This window comes from Streptomyces sp. NPDC005408, from assembly GCF_040606445.1.
In the GTDB taxonomy this organism is placed as follows: Bacteria; Actinomycetota; Actinomycetes; order Streptomycetales; family Streptomycetaceae; genus Streptomyces.
In genome coordinates this window covers 163,949-179,297 of the sequence record NZ_JBEXEX010000011.1, presented here as the reverse complement: position 1 = coordinate 179,297, position 15,349 = coordinate 163,949, and the positions used below count along the sequence as shown (strand labels likewise).

Below are 15,349 nucleotides of genomic sequence, written 5' to 3'. Positions count from 1 at the left end.
ATCGAGGGTCTGGGCTCGCGCAGCGGCGCCCCGAAGGCGAAGGTCACGATCGCCAAGTCCGGCGTCGTCGAGGGCTGATCCCGTCCGCGCGGCGCCCGCCGCGCAACGGTCACGGGGCCGGGTGAACCGCTTCCACAGCGGCCGCCCGGCCCCACCCGGACAGCCAGGCTCCCAGCCCGCCCGAACCGGTCCCGGCGGCATCGGTTCCTGTCACGACGTGCGCATTCACCCGGCATGGCGGTGTGAGCGCCGAGCCACGGTGCGGTGTATGCAGGACGTATGAGTCCAGGACGACTCCGCGGGAGTAATCGCTGGTCATGGGAGCCGGGTCACGCTCTTCTGGCGGTGCCCCTCGCGATGATCGCGATCGTCACGACGGTCGACATCCTGGCTCCCCCCGATGTCCACCTCGGCCCTTTCCTGGTCGCCGCTCCAGCCGTCACAGCCTCGTTCGCCGGGCCTCGGACGACCGCATTCATCGGCGCGGTCGCAGTCCTGGCCCAGACGGTGGTGGCGATGGCCCGCACCAACCTCACCGACCTGAACCACACCTTCCAGATCATCGCGCTGGTCCTGATCTCCGTATTCGTGACGTTCTTCGCCCATCTGCGAGAACAGCACGAGAAGCAACTCGTCCAGCTCCGCTCCGTGGCGCGGGCCGCACAGCAGGTAGTGCTGAGGCCGCTGCCGCAGCGGGTCGGCCCGCTGCGCATCGCCTCCGTCTATCTCGCCGCCGAAGCGGAGGCACAGATCGGCGGCGACCTGTATGCCGCCGCCCGTACGGCCCAAGGGACCCGGCTCATCATCGGCGACGTACGGGGCAAGGGCCTGGCGGCGGTCGGGGACGCCGCTCTGGTCCTCGGTGCCTTCCGGGCCGCTGCCCACAGGCAGGCCGACCTGCCGGCGCTGGTGGCCTATCTGGAGGGAACCGTCTCCTCGAACCTGGACGACCCCGGAGCCGATGCCCAGAACACCGAGGATCCCGGCGAGGCATTCGTCACCGCGGCCATCCTGGACGTCCCGGACAACGAGTCGGTCCTTCTCGTAATCAATTGTGGGCACCCGCCGCCGCTGCTGCTGCGCGGCGGCCAGGTCACCCCGCTGGCAGTGCGCCACCCGGCACCACCCCTCGGTCTCACCGAATTCGTGGATTCCGACTTCGCTGCCGAGAGCTTCGCCTTCGAACCGGGCGACATCATCCTGCTCTATACGGACGGAGTCATCGAGGCCCGGGACCCGTCCGGCACCTTCTACCCCCTTGTCGAGCGGGTGGCCGCCTGGTCCGGAGAACATCCTCAGGCCCTCCTCAGCCACCTGTGCGAAGACCTTCTGAGTCATGCCGGCGGACATCTGGGTGACGACGCTGCCATGGTGGCGATGGAGCGCCTGCCGCGCGTCAGCCTGCGGTGAGCGTGCCCATCCATTCCTCGATCGCGTCCGGGGTGCGCGGGAGCGCCGCGGACATCAGCCGGGCGCCGGACGCGGTGACGACCAGGTCGTCCTCGATCCGTACGCCGATGCCCCGCAGCTGGGGCGGCAGGGTCTCGTCGTCGGGCTGGAAGTACAGGCCCGGTTCCACGGTGAGGACCTGGCCCTCCTCCAGTACGCCGTCGAGGTAGGTCTCGACGCGCGCCTTGGCGCAGTCGTGGACGTCGAGGCCGAGCATGTGGCCGCTGCTGCAGAGTGTGTAGCGGCGGTGGAGGTCGCCATCGGGGCTCGCGAGAACGCCCCACTCCGTCAGGCCATCCGCGATGACCCGCATGCAGGCACGGTGGAAGTCCCGGAAGCTCGCGCCCGGTTTGAGAGCGGCGATCCCTGCCTCCTGCGCGGCGAGGACCAGTTCGTACACCTGACGCTGTACGGGGGAGAAGCGGCCCGACAGCGGAAGCGTGCGTGTGATGTCGGCCGTGTAGAGGGTGTCGGTCTCCACGCCTGCGTCCAGGAGCAGGAGTTCGGACGGGTTCAGGGCGCCGTCGTTGCGGATCCAGTGCAGGACGCAGGCGTGGGCACCGGACGCGGCGATGGTGTCGTAGCCGGTGCCGTTGCCGTCCGTGCGGGCCCGCAGTCCGAAGACGCCCTCGATGTGGCGTTCGCCGCGCGGATGGGTCAGCGCCCGGGGCAGGTCGCGGACGACGTCCTCGAATCCGGCGGTCGTGTGGTCGACGGCGAGCTGGAGTTGGGCGACCTCCCAGGGGTCCTTGACGAGGCGGAGTTCGGAGAGTGCGGTGGCCAGTTCGGTGTCGCTGGAGGCGTCCCGGGCCGGTGGCAGCCGGTCCAGGCCGTCCAGGTGCGCGCAGCGGATTCCGGTGAGGCGTTCGGCCTCGGCGAGGTCTGGACGGCGGCCCACCCAGAATTCGCCGTACCGCCGGTCGCGGTAGAACTCGTCGCCGTTGCGGGGAGATCGGGGTCGCAGATACAGGACCGCCTCGTGGCCGTGCGGCCCGGACGGTTCGAGGACCAGTGCGTGACCGGGCTGGTCCTCGCCGGTGAGGCCGGTCAGCCAGGCGTACGCACTGTGCGGGCGGAAGCGGTGGTCGCAGTCGTTGGAGCGGACCTTCAACTTCCCGGCGGGTATCAGCAGTCGCTCGCCCGGGAAGAGCGCGGAGAGCCGGGCGCGGCGGGCCGGTGTGACGGCGTGGGCGGGGACGCGGGCGTGGGCCGGCAGCGGCGTACCCGCCCAGCCGCTGCTCATGAACGCGGCCAACTCCGGTGAGACTGGCAGGTCATGGCTGCCCGTGCGGGGGCGCGCGGGCTGGTGCGTGACGGCTTCGTCGACGGTCACGGGGAACTCCTCGAAGACGGACTGGCGCTGAGGGGTTGTCAATGCAATTTCACATTACTATGTTACGGGTCACATCGCGCTCGCCGGGTCGGGGTCCGAGTCAAGTCCCGTGTGTACCCGCGCAGTTCGCGATGACTGCACCGCTGTCACACCGTCACAACCACCTCCCACCTCCCACATCAGGAGTCATCGGTGTCCCAGCTCAGATCCGTGCGCAGGCCCCTGCTCGCAGGAGCAATCGCCGTCGCCCTGCTCGCCCCGCTAGGGCAGACCGCCCAAGCCGTGGACGGAGGTGCGGACCGGGGACGGAAGGCCCCCGACGCACCCGCCGCGTTCGCTGCCCGGCCAGGTCCGGTCGCCCGGCCCGCGGCCGCACACGGCGACAACCCCTTCGACGAGGTCGAACGTCTCGCCAGGGCTCCCAAGCCCACTACCAAGCCCGTCTCCGCACCGGGGGAGTTGGCCGAGGGCCGCATCCCCGGCCCCCAGAGCCCGGGGAAGAAGAACGCGGCCCACAGTGCCTCGGCGACTGCCGCAGGTGTCCCGTGCACCCTCGACGGCATCACCCGCCTCGCGCCGGAGCAGCTCGCCGATTTCCTCGCCGACCCGGCCGTCACCGCCGACGGCTGTCTCCGTGGCCTCATCTGGACCTGGGACGCCCGGCTCGCGCCGGTGATGTCCGACGCGCACGTCCAGGCCGTTGGCCGACGGATCTCCTCGCTCGCCGCCCGCCACGACGGCCGCAACAGCACCCATCTGCTGGAGATGTTCACCTATCTCCATGCCGTCGTATACCACGACTTCTCGCGCCCCGAGATCGACATCACCGACGCCCCGACCACCGAGATACTCCGGCGCGCCATCGGCGACTTCGGCACCGCGGCCCGCACCTTCGACGTCACGCGGACCAACGCCGAGACCCTGCGCGAGTCGCTCTACACCGGCAGCGCCCCCGGCCTGCGGCACAGCCAGCTCGCGCTGATCAGAAAAGTCCTGGCCACGATGGACCGGTACCACCCCGGCCAGTACGACAACGCCTCCTGGGGCGGCGCGGCCCTGGCTGCCCTGTCCGTGAACTACCTCGGCATCTATCCGGGCAACCGGGACACGGCCTTCCACAACGTGGTCACCCAGAACGCCTCGTACCGCGCGTCCTTCAGGGCCTTCGCCGAATACACGCACCTCAAGGGCACCGCCAACGAGTGGGTCGTACGCGACGCCCTCGGCGAATACGGCCGCTTCGGCCAGGTCGACGCCCTCAAGGCGCAGATCGTCCCCGACCTCGGAGCCCTGCTGCCCGTCGCACGGTCCAACTTCGGCAACGGCAGCCGCCCGTGGGCCTCACTCGTCTCGTGGCTCAACTTCTACGAGGCGTGCAAGCCGTACGCGGTGTGCAAGGAGGACATCGAGCGGCAGATCTTCCCGTACACGTACACCTACGACAACGGGGCCATCAAGGTGCGCACCGGGCTCGACCGAGCCACCGTCGACCAGCTCTACTACGCGAGCAAACAGGTCAAGGCGCACTTCCACCGAGTCCTTGGCACCGAGCAGCCACTGGCCGGCGACACCAACACCTCGCTGACGATCGTCCTCTACGGATCGCGCGCCGACTACGAGGTCTACCACCCGATCCTGACCGGGATGGGCACCGAGAACGGCGGCATCTACATCGAGCGCGGCGCCACCTTCTACACCTATCAGCGCCGGGTCCCGCAGGACTCCTCGCTCACTCTCGAAGAGCTCTTCCGGCACGAGTACACGCACTACCTCAACGGCCGCTGGGCCGTGCCCGGTTACTTCGGCGAAGGCCCCTGGTACAGCGGCGACCGGACGACCGCGATGGACGAGGGGACGGCCGAGTTCTTCGACGGCTCCACCCGTCACGACGGGATCGCGGTCCGCAAGTCCCTGGTCCGCGGAATCATCAACGACACCGCGGGCGGCAAGCCCCGGATGACCGTCAACCAGCTCCTGCACGCGACGTACGAAGGAGACGGCTTCCGCTTCTACAACTACGCGGGAACCTTCTTCGAGTTCCTGTGGACCGAACACCCCGCCCTGCTCCGCGAGATGTACGGATACCTGCGGGCGAACGACCCCGCGGGCTTCGACGCCTGGCGCAGCCGTCTCGGTGGTGATGCAGCGCTGCAACGGTCGTACGACAGCTTCCTCGACGCGCAGATCGCCAAGGTCGACGATCTGTTCGTGCCGAACACGACCTTCACGCCCAACGAGAAGCTCAGGGACGCCACGTCGGAAGCCGTACGGTCGGCCTTCGCCGCAGCTACGTACGCCGATCCGATGTGCGCCGAGGGCGGCGATCCCAGCAAGCGGCGCTTCACATGCACCGGGAAGATCACCGCGAATCTCTCGGACGCGGGCAGCCCGGACCGCGTCTTCAAGGACATGTCCGAGGCGGTCGACTACTTCATCCTCGACCGCGCGGGGGCCGTGTCCAACAACCTCGCCGACATGAACTGCTCCTTCGGGCCGGTCGAGATCTGGAGCAACGGCCAAGCGGGCACCGCGACATACCGCTGCGAGGGACCGCTGCGCACCTGAAAGACGGGCTCCGCGGGCCGCCTTCCCCCGGCTCCGCGTGACCTCTCACAGCCGTGCCCAAGGGCGGTCCCGTCCTGACCTGCGACGGGACCGCCCGCCAGCCGCTACACGGCCAGAAGTGTCTTTCCCCATGTTCGCAGGAGGTCGGGGGGCCCGGCAGCTGACGTCACCGATGTTGTAGCCGGTCAAAACGGTGTCGCCGGGACGGAGCCGTGCCGCCTCGGCGAGGATGCCGCAGGCCGTGGTCAGCACGAGCCCGGCCCCGCCGGCGGTCCGCAGGCCGATCTCAGGCACGGAGCTGCGCAGCGGAAAGGTGAAGCGGGCCAGGGCGACGGCATGGTCGGGAGGGCCACCTGATCGCGCTCTCCTCCTGAAGATCGTGATCCTATTGCGGGTGGCAACGGGCGCGTTGATCTCCCGTATTCCCACAGGGCCATCGCCAGGGGACACCGACCGACAGAGACACTCAATGCCCGGGCACCCCAAAGCGGCAGCCCTGCCCCGGCGTTGAAACGTGACATTGTACGCTGGCACTCCGCATCATCCGGAGGACATGCCATGGGCGACCTGAAGCAGCGCAACCTGATCACGGCCCAGGAACGGCTGCGCGATCAGGTGGCCCACGCATTGCGCGCCGCCCTCGTCGCCGGCGAACTGCGCCCCGGCAGCATCTACTCCGCACCTGGCCTCGCAGCCGATTTCGGCATCTCGGCAACCCCCGTACGCGAAGCGATGCTCGACCTCGCCCGCGAAGGTCTCGTCGAACCCGTACGCAACAAAGGCTTCAGGGTCACCGAAGTCAGCGAACGCGATCTCGACCAGTACACCGAACTGCGCGCGCTGATCGAGGTCCCGACGGTCGGCAAGGTCACCCGGACCGCGACCGCGGAACAATTGGAAGTGCTGCGCCCGATCGCCGAGGAGATCGTGACGCAGGCCCGCGAACACAACCTCATCGGCTACCTGGACGCCGACCGCCGCTTCCACCTCGGCCTGCTCGCACTGGCCGGCAACGACCGTCTCGTCGAAACAGTCGGCGAGCTGCGCAAGCGCTCCCGCCTCTACGGTCTGACCCGCCTCGACGAACGCGGCCAGCTGATCTCCTCCGCCGAGGAACACCTGGAACTCCTCGACCTGATGGCGGCGGGCGACGAAGCCGCCGCCGAAGCCTGCATGGCGCGCCACCTGGGCCATGTCCGCTCCCTGTGGGCCCAGGCCCGCGACGAGCCGGTCGAACCCCGCCCGAAGCGCACCCTCGGCACACGTATCGGCAGCCAGGCCCGCTGACCTGCAACATCATCGCCGTTGGTCGACTGACCCGAGGGGCGTAGCGTCCCGACCCAACCCGGGGTGGTGATCTCAGAAGCGGAGGTCACCACCACTCAGGCATGGAGAGCGAGCCCATGAGTTCCGGCACGCCCGGCACCGCTGATTACCTTCAGCCGCGTCAGTCCGAATCGCTGGCGGTAGTTCGTTAAGCCGGGCGATGGCGGAGGTTGCCGTCCGATCCCTCGCCCGTTACCACCAACAGCCCGGCACTTCTGTGATGCCACTGCGCTGCCTACCGGGCGAGCTGACCGGCGCCTGACCTAACCTGTCGCCCATGAACACACCGGGGGACCTGGTCGACGGGCGGTTCGAGCTGATCGAGCGGCTGGGGACCGGAGGGATGGGCACGGTGTGGCGGGCGCGCGACACCGTGCTGCACCGTGAAGTCGCCCTCAAGGCCGTCCGGTCCGATGCGGATGCGGCCCGAGCCGTGGGCGAGCGGGTGCTGCGTGAGGCCAGAGCGCTCGCGCGGCTCAGTCACCCCCACGTGGTGACGATCCATCACATCGTGGAGGCGGATCCGCACCCGTGGATCGTGATGGAACTGGTGCCCGGTGCGTCACTCCAGGACAGGCTCGACCACGGCCCGCTGACCCCGGTGGAGGCCGCGCGCATCGGCCGTCAGGTGCTCTCGGCCCTGCGGGCCGCGCATGCGGCGGGCATTCAGCACCGGGACGTCAAACCCGCCAACATCCTGCTGCGGCCCGACGGGGCCGCCGTGCTCACCGACTTCGGGATCGCGGCATTGCAGGGTTCGACCTCGCTGACCGTCACCGGCGAACTCGTCGGCTCGCCCGAGTACATCGCCCCGGAGAGAGTGCGCGGCCGCGACGATGACCCGGCATCCGACCTCTGGTCCCTGGGACTTGTGCTGTACGTCTGTGTGGAGGGCGTCAGTCCGCTGCGCCGGGCGACGACGCTCGCAACGCTCGCCGCGGTGCTGGACGATCCGGTGCCGTCGGCAGCGCGCTCCGGGCCGCTCGCGCCGGTGCTTCAAGCGCTGCTCGTACGGGACCCGGCCGCGCGCCCCGACGCGACACGGCTGGACACGATGCTGGCGCAGGTGGAGTCGGGTGCGGCGCCGCCTTTGGCGCAGCCCACGATGACCACGGCGGTGCCGCCCATGCCTGGCGGTCCCGTGCCGCACGTACCGACCCGGCTGGACAGCCCGCGGCCGACCATTCCACAACAGCCGCGGACACGGCCCACCCAGGACCGGCCGCGAAGCCGTACACCGATCGTCGTCGCGGTGATCGCCGTGGCGCTCGCGGTCACCGCGGCCACCGCGCTCGTGCTCACGCTGCGCGATCCGGGGGACAACAAGGCGGGCGACAGCGCGGGTTCGTCCGCCCATACGTCGACCGCGACGGCCGCGACGAGCACGGCCGCGAGCCCCACGCCCTCACCCACTCCGACCAAGTCGGCCGGCCCGACGGAATCGGCCACGCCGATCACGCCGCCACCCCCGTCGGGAGGCCGCTGGATCGCCCAGCTCTTCTCCGAGCCCGTCGGCTCCGGCGCCGCCGCGCGGGACCTGCGGCTCGCCAAGGTCCGGCAGTCCGTGCCCGAGGCGGTCTTCGTCCGCAGCGACGACTACGCGTCGCTGCGACCGGGCTATTGGGTGATATACGCCCCAGGCCCGTTCGCCGACGGCCGTGCCGCGCTGACCTTCTGCCGCGAACGCGGCAGGACCTCGGCGAACACCTGCATCGGCCGCTATCTGAGCACGAGTTCGGCCGACTTCGGGCTGCAGTGCCGCCCACCGGCGAGCAGCCCGGGCGGCCGCTGCACCCACCCGTAGCTGAGTGGTGCTGCTGGGGCCCTGAGGGCGCGTGTGAGCAGCTCCGTGCGAACGCATACTGCCGAGACGAGGAGCGTCCGACAGGACAACTGGGGGACCCGACTCGACCAGCCCACGCTGGTCGGCCGGTGGCGAGAAGGCGTTCCTCCTGGCCGTGCGGATGGCGGGGTCGGAGCCACTGATGGGTGCTCGTAGCATTCCCGGCATGACTAGTGCTGTCCTGACTCCGTGGTGGCGACACCGGCGACCCGCACCGACCGCTGCCGGCGGGGACTCCGGGTCCGTGACCCCCACCCCGATCCTCGACTGGCGTCATGCCCGGGTGCAGCTCCTGCTTGCAGCCGCCCGGGCCGCCGCTTCCGAGCCCGGAGAGCGCGCGCTGCTGCAGGCGGCGCACGGTCTCATCAGTGAGAAGGTCCAGCCGGTCTACGCACTCAATGACGCGCAGCCCGTCTCCCGGACGCTGGCGAAGGGCGTCGGTTCGTGCAGCCAGCGGCTGGCCGTGCTCGAGGCGGTTGCCCGCGCGGGCGGCATTCCCACGCGTGTGCGTGGCCTTCTGGTGGACGGCTCGTTCTGGTACTCGCGCTTTCCCCGGCTCCGCCGTCTGGTGCCCGACACGGTTCTGCTCGCCTGGCCGGAGTTCGGCATCGGGCAGACGTGGTTGGGCGTTTCCGAGCTGTACGCGCCGCTCGACGCGCTCAGCGCGGCCAACCCCCGCGGTTTCACCAACACCGGCTCGCAGACGCTCTTCGAGGCACTGGCCTCCACCGCCGTGGACTGGGACGGATCGACCTGCGGCTCGGACAGCTGCTCGTCCTTCGACCTGTCGGCGCTCGTGCGCGAGGACCTCGGGCGCTTCTCCTCGCGGGACGAGCTCTTCGCCGCCCACGGTCAGACCTTGTGCCCGCCGGCCAGGATCATCGGCGGTGCGCTGATGGGCCGTCGCGCGGCAGCCTGATCGGACCGGCCGGTACCTGACAGCTGTCCATGATGCTCCGTCGTAGGGTGACGGTGTGACGACGAAGACGGGGACGAGCGGTGGGCGGCTGCTGTACGGGTGTATGGGGCTTGGCGGGAGTTGGGACACCGAGCCCTACGGTGCGCAGGACATCGCAGATGCCGAGGCAGCGATCGAGGCGGCGCTGGAGGTAGGGATCACCACGTTCGACCACGCCGACATCTACCGGCACGGGAAGGCCGAGGCAGTCTTCGGTGAGGTTCTCGCCCGCACCCCAGGGCTGCGTGAGCGCATCGTCGTGCAGACCAAGTGCGGTATCCGCCTTGCGGACGGCGAGCGGCCCGGTATCTACGACCTCCGTGGTGAGACCATCGCCCGGCGGGTCGAGGAGAGCCTGGCTCGTCTGCGCACCGACGTCATCGATGTGCTGCTGCTGCACCGGCCGGATCCCCTGGCGGACCTGGACGACATCGCCGAGGCACTGACGTCGCTGCACCGGCAGGGGCTTGTGCGGCGGTTCGGTGTGTCGAACATGGGCGCCGTGCAGATGGCCCCCCTTCAGGCGCGTCTCGACGTCCCGCTGGTTGCCAATCAGCTGGAGATGAGCCTGCAGCGGCGGGACTGGCTCGAAGCCGGTGTCCTGGTGAACACCCCGGAAGCAGCCGCAAACGGATTCCCGTTCGGGACGCTCGAGTTCTGCCGGGCGAACGATATTTCCCTGCAGGCATGGGGGTCGCTCGCGCAGGGGCGTTTCACGGGCCGGCAGGAGACTCAGGACGAGCACGCGACCGCACAGCTCATCGCGTCATTGGCGGACAAGAAGGGCACGACGCGGGAGACGATTCTGCTGTGGTGGCTGCAGCGCCATCCGGCCGGGATCGTGCCGGTGATCGGAAGTGCGCGTCCGGACCGAATCCGTGCCTGCCGTGACGCCGCGCTGGAGGCGCCGGACCTCACCCACGAGGAGTGGTACGAACTCTGGCTCGCGGCCCGCGGCGTTCCTCTTCCGTGAGCTGCTCGGGAGCGTCCCACCGTCCCGTACACCTGAGCGCGATGGCCTGCCGTCGTTGTGAGGGACGGATATCCCCGTTGACGCCCCGTCGTGCGCACGGGTTTCCTGTGGCGGTGACTGATCTTCGCTTCGTACAGCCGGACGACGATGCCACGCTCAAAGACTGGCAGTACGTCCACAACGTGATCATCCCCAGCGCCGCCTTGTCTCTCGACGAGGTGCGTGAGCGTGTCCAGCGCAACCACCTGGAGGTTGCGTACCTCGGGGATGTTCTTGTGGGCTGCTCGACCGTCCGTCCGCCGACGAGTGACGCATCGACGGCTACCGTTATCGCCCGAGTGCTTGCCGCTCACCGCGGGCAGGGGTTCGGCGGAGCACTCTACGCCCGAGGGCTCGATTGGGCGCGAGCGCTGGGTGCCAGCGAGATCGAGACCCATATCTGGGCATCCAACACGGACGGACTGCGGTTCGCGCACAAGCAAGGGTTCGTCGAAGTCGACCGCTATCTGCTGCCTGGCGACAGCGTCCCCTGGTTCGAGTTGCGACTGAGCTGAGCCACGTCACCGGCTCATCGAGTGCGCCACGCCCTTACGCCCCGACAGAGCTCATGCCCTCCACCCGGGCCGCAGGTCTGCGGGCCTGCACAACACGGAACCGGCCGGTGATGAACGAGGGGTCCGCAAGGGCGGTGTGAGCACCCGCGGGCGCGCCCGACTCGCAGAAATCGCCGTACACCGCGGACTGGTCCATGAAGACGTTCCCGGCGAGGTTCTCCGACAGATGCACCCCGGCGTCGAGGGATGCTGCCTCGGCGGCACCCAGGACCAGCGGGTCCGTCGAGTGGACCGAGGCGTACTGGCCGCCGTGTCCGCGCGCGGTGCGGCGGAAGATGTCCAGGCTCTGCGAGGTCGATTCGGTGGCTATCACGAAGGAGACGGGCCCGGCCCATTCCCGGGAGTACATGGAGTCGTCGTGTGCCTCCAGCCGGACGATCAGGGGAGTGCGGATGTCCGCAGCCGGATGGTCGGGGTGTGCGACCGGCTTGGATTCGTGCACCACCACCCCGCATCCGGCCGCATGCGCGAGGGAGCTGCGGATGCGGTCGCTGCCGATCGCCCCGAGAATCCCCGCCGCGCGCCGCGGCTCTGCCAGAAGCCGCTTCACAGCGCGGCCGAGGTCGACGCTGAACCGCCCTATGGGCTTGTGGCCTTCGTTGGTGGAAATCCCGCCGGAAGGCACCAGGATGTTCTGGGGCGCGGTGCTGCTCTGGCCGCTGCACAGCGACAGGGACAATGCGAGCTCGCGCAGCATGCGGCGGTAGTCGTCGGTGGAGTCCACCAGCACGGTGTTGGCCCCGATCGGTGTGGCGTACACCGCGGCTTGACGGGCGTTGCGGCGCAGCCAGTCGCCGAACCGGGCCGAGCCGGTGAAGTCGATGAGCCGGACCGCGGGGTCGGTCGCGAGCCGGGACGCCAGTTTCTCCCCGGGCCTTTCCGCCGCCAGTGTCACCACGTTGGGGTCGTGCCCCGCCTTCGCCAGTACGTCCCTTGCGACTTGTACGGTCAGGGCGAGCGGCAGGACCGCGCGCGGATGGGGCTTGACGATCACGGGATTCCCGGTGACCAGGCTTGCGAAGAGGCCCGGATAGCCGTTCCAGGTGGGGAAGTCGGGACAGCCGATGAGCAACGAGACGCCGCGTGGAACGACCGTGCACGTGCCGCCCATCTGCACCGGGCCGCCCAGCTTGCCGGACCACTCCCAGGACAGATCGGCGGGATTGCGCACCGACTCGGCCAGTGCTTGGGCCACGGCCGCGAGTCCCCGGTCCTGCGCATGCGGACCGCCCGACCGGTGGGCCGTGGTGTACGCCTGCCCGGTGGTGTGGTGCAGCGCGTGCGCGATCTCATGGCTGCGGTCATGGAGCCGGCAGAGCATCTCCACCGCGAGCGCGGCCCGGCGCCGCGGTCCCGCCGCACGCCAGCCCGCCGTCGCGCGCGTCGCCGCCGTCACCAACTCACGGGGTTCGGAGCGGAGATAGCGCACGCCCAGGGGGAGGCCGTACGGAGAGGACTCGGTCCCGACCCGTTCCTGGGCGCCGGGCTGCCCGAGGTCGACGTCGTGCCCGAGCATCGACCTGAACACCGCGCCCGCACTGTGCGCCGCCCCTCTGCGACGGTCGACAGCACCGGCAGGCCCCTCGGTGAACGGAGCGAAACCCGCACCGCTCACCGCAGCCTGCACCGCCTGCTCGAGCAGGCTGCTCGCGTCGAAGGAGCCGGTACGCATCAGTGGTCAGCCTCTCCGGGGATCCGTATGCTCCGCTGCCGCACGTGACGACCTCTCGCGCCAGCGCACGTACTCCGCTTCCGCCTCGCCCGTGTACGACCAGGGCACGCGGGTGGCCCGTCCCTTGAGCAGATCGAAGACCGTCGCGGATTCGACGAGAAGTCCGGCCAGCGAGAGGCCGTGAGCGAGACAGTTGAGGTCGGCGACGTCCTGCGCGGCCTCGACGGGGGACCGGAAAGCTATCCAGCGCTCCATGGTCTCCACCAGGTCCCAGCGCACCCCGGTCCAGTAGCCGACCATCGAGTGCGGGCTGACGCCTTCATTCTCGGTGCGGTGACGGAACTCCTCCGCGCGGGCGATCTGCGGCAGGACCAGCAGCGGGGAGCCTGCCGGGGCGTAGACCGCGCAGTCACGGGCGAATTCGTAGGCCTGGCCGTGCGAGCCGTGCCAACGAGCCGTCATGTAGCGCAGAGCCTGATGGTGTGCCTCACGGTGGTACGGGTCGCGGGCCAGGACCTCCGACCACCACCGGTTCATCGAGTGGGCCCCGTTCTCGTACAGCCTGCCCAGCGTGATCAGCGACACCCAGGGATGGGGGTCTTCAGGGAAGGCCTCGGAGGCGTTGAGACAGATGTGGGCCGCGCGGTCCAGGCTCTCGGCGCCCGGCATGGCTCCCGTACGGGCGGCCGCGAAGAGCCGCATCACCTCGGTGTCTGCCCGCAGTACGGCGGCGTCCGCGCTGCCCGGCTGGGTGGTCTGCCAGGCCTCCACGATCCTTTTGTCGGCGGCGGTGTGGGCCAGCAGCCGGATGCGGTGACTGCGGCGGTCCCAGTCCCCGTGGGGGCCGGTGGCCAGCAGGTCGTGGGCGCCTTCCCAGCGCCCCATGACCATGTCCTCGCACGCGGCGGACAGGGCTTTGTCGCCGAAGGTCTGGTCGTAATGAGGTGCCGCGGAGCGTCTTCGGGTCCAGGCCGGGGCCATGTCAGGCGTCCTTTGATCAGAAGGCGGAACTGGAGTCAGAAGTCGGTGAGGAGCTCGTCCTGGCTCCTGGCCATGCTGACGGCGTGTGTCTCGTCGTAGTCCGCGCCGCCGAAGGAGTCGTCCATGGCGCGCGCCCGGTCGGCGTCCAGACGCCCGGGCTCGAAGTACGGCCGCTGCCGGAGCCACGCGACGAGCATCGGTACGAGTCCGAGGGCGAGCGTCCCGAATCCGATGACCAGCGCCGGTGTACTCAGTGAGGCAACGGACTCGATCATGATCCACAGCATGAACAGAGCGCCCGCCAGCGGCCAGAGGCCCATAAGGAGGAAGTTGGACACGGAGGTGCGCAGCAGCTTGCGGTGGACGACGACGGCGCCCAGTCCGGCGAGGCTGTAGTAGAAGGTGACGAGCAGACAGACTCCGCTCACGGCGTCCGAGAGGAGCGACTCGCCGGGCTTCAGTCGCGCGGCCTCGACGATGGCGAGCGTGCTCGAGGCGACGGCGATGACGGCGGTGGCCACCCACGGCGTGTGCCGCTTGGCGTGGATACGGCCGAAGACGGGGAGCATCGTCCGGTCCCGGCCCATGGCAAACAGGGTGCGGCCGGCCTGGATGAGCGCGGTCTCCAGCATGGCGACCGTCGACAGCAGCAGCGCGAGCACCAGCAGTGTGCCGCCCACACCCGGCCAGACCTGCTGGCCGAGCTCGATCAGAATGCCGTCCTTGGTGTTCGACACGGCGGACGGTGTCATGAGGACGTTGACCGCGACAGCGACCAGAGCGAACAGCAGGAACGCCAGGATCACACCGATGACCCCGCCGAACCCCGAGCCACGCGAGCCGCGCCGGGTCTCCTCGCCCAGATTGCTGGTCACGTCCCACCCCCAGTACGCGAAGGTGGCGATCAGCGCGCCGGTCACAAAGGACTCCTGGCCCTCGAAGTGACTGAAGCCGAACCAGGACAGGGAGAACTCCGACCCGCCGCCGTCGGACAGCAGGGCGGCCACCGCGAAGCCGATCAGCAGGAACACCTGCACGGCAGTGATGACGGTCAGCGCGCGGGCTCCGATCCGGGCGCCGTACGCCACCACCCCTGCCATCAGGAGGAACCAGCCCGAGCCGACGACCGCGGCCAGGACCGGGTCACCGACCAGGCTCGGCGCGACGAGTGACAACGTCGCATTGCCGGCGGGCACAGTGCTGGACGCCATGAAAACGGTGCAGGCGACCACGAGCGACCAGCCGCAGAGGAACCCGAGGAATGGGTGCAGCGACCTGGCGACCCAGCTGTACGCGGCCCCCGCATTGGGGTCCACACGGCCGAGTTGCCGGTAGGCGAGGGCGATGCCGATCACGGGTATCGCGCAGTAGAGCAGAGCGGCGGGGCTCGCCACACCGACGGCGGCGATCAGCGCGGGAATCGTTCCGGCCACCGTGTACGCCGGGCCACACCCCGCGACGGCCATGACCACCATGTCGTACGTGCTGAGGGCATCCGCCCGCAGACCGCCTCCGGTGCCGGATCTCATGCTCAACTGACGTGCCTTTCAAGAGAAACCACCACGACGCAGCCAACGGCGCCCCAGGGGACAGCAGGCCCGCCAGGGGCTGACGAAGAGGTCAGGATGTGCCGCT

Annotated in this window: 11 protein-coding genes; 7 read left to right on the top strand and 4 right to left on the bottom strand. The window is 69.5% G+C overall.

The genetic code is table 11. The features are described 5' to 3' along the window. The first annotated feature begins 279 nt into the window (after positions 1-279). On the top strand, positions 280-1,410 hold the full coding sequence (locus ABZS64_RS14090) for a PP2C family protein-serine/threonine phosphatase (RefSeq protein WP_355827960.1): 1,131 nt from the start codon (positions 280-282) through the stop codon (positions 1,408-1,410). On the opposite strand, the gene ABZS64_RS14085 is transcribed toward ABZS64_RS14090, so the two are convergent. Next, positions 1,397-2,782 (bottom strand): aminopeptidase P family protein, encoded by a 1,386-nt coding sequence (locus ABZS64_RS14085; protein ID WP_355827957.1) that lies wholly within the window; start codon positions 2,780-2,782, stop codon positions 1,397-1,399. The genes ABZS64_RS14090 and ABZS64_RS14085 overlap by 14 nt on opposite strands. Positions 2,783-2,974: 192 nt before the next feature. On the opposite strand from ABZS64_RS14085, the gene ABZS64_RS14080 reads away from it, so the two are divergent. The 6 genes from ABZS64_RS14080 (at position 2,975) to ABZS64_RS14055 (ending at position 11,001) form a co-directional block, all read left to right on the top strand. Beyond that, positions 2,975-5,347, top strand: coding sequence for a collagenase (locus ABZS64_RS14080; RefSeq protein WP_355827954.1), 2,373 nt, complete (start codon positions 2,975-2,977; stop codon positions 5,345-5,347). A 558-nt stretch (positions 5,348-5,905) separates the two neighbouring features. Further along, on the top strand, positions 5,906-6,634 hold the full coding sequence (locus ABZS64_RS14075) for a GntR family transcriptional regulator (protein WP_355827951.1): 729 nt from the start codon (positions 5,906-5,908) through the stop codon (positions 6,632-6,634). A 316-nt stretch (positions 6,635-6,950) separates the two neighbouring features. After that, the gene (locus ABZS64_RS14070; RefSeq protein WP_355827949.1) at positions 6,951-8,477 is read left to right on the top strand and encodes a serine/threonine-protein kinase; all 1,527 of its coding nucleotides are present in this window, start codon (positions 6,951-6,953) and stop codon (positions 8,475-8,477) included. A gap of 205 nt (positions 8,478-8,682) precedes the next feature. Further along, positions 8,683-9,435, top strand: a complete 753-nt coding sequence (locus ABZS64_RS14065) for a transglutaminase domain-containing protein (RefSeq protein WP_355827946.1) — start codon at positions 8,683-8,685, stop codon at positions 9,433-9,435. Between the two features lie 55 nt (positions 9,436-9,490). After that, a complete protein-coding gene (locus ABZS64_RS14060; protein WP_355827943.1) occupies positions 9,491-10,447 on the top strand; it encodes an aldo/keto reductase in 957 nt (318 codons plus the stop codon). Between the two features lie 113 nt (positions 10,448-10,560). Beyond that, positions 10,561-11,001 (top strand): GNAT family N-acetyltransferase, encoded by a 441-nt coding sequence (locus ABZS64_RS14055; RefSeq protein ID WP_355827940.1) that lies wholly within the window; start codon positions 10,561-10,563, stop codon positions 10,999-11,001. A 34-nt stretch (positions 11,002-11,035) separates the two neighbouring features. Here the strand turns inward: ABZS64_RS14055 and paaN are convergent, their stop codons facing one another. The 3 genes from paaN to ABZS64_RS14040 are packed head-to-tail and all read right to left on the bottom strand — an operon-like array spanning position 11,036 to position 15,243. Then, the gene (gene paaN / locus ABZS64_RS14050) at positions 11,036-12,733 is read right to left on the bottom strand and encodes a phenylacetic acid degradation protein PaaN (protein ID WP_355827937.1); all 1,698 of its coding nucleotides are present in this window, start codon (positions 12,731-12,733) and stop codon (positions 11,036-11,038) included. Between the two features lie 6 nt (positions 12,734-12,739). Then, positions 12,740-13,714, bottom strand: a complete 975-nt coding sequence (locus ABZS64_RS14045; protein WP_355827934.1) for a hypothetical protein — start codon at positions 13,712-13,714, stop codon at positions 12,740-12,742. A 35-nt stretch (positions 13,715-13,749) separates the two neighbouring features. Then, positions 13,750-15,243 (bottom strand): APC family permease, encoded by a 1,494-nt coding sequence (locus ABZS64_RS14040; RefSeq protein WP_355827968.1) that lies wholly within the window; start codon positions 15,241-15,243, stop codon positions 13,750-13,752. Positions 15,244-15,349 lie beyond the last annotated feature (106 nt).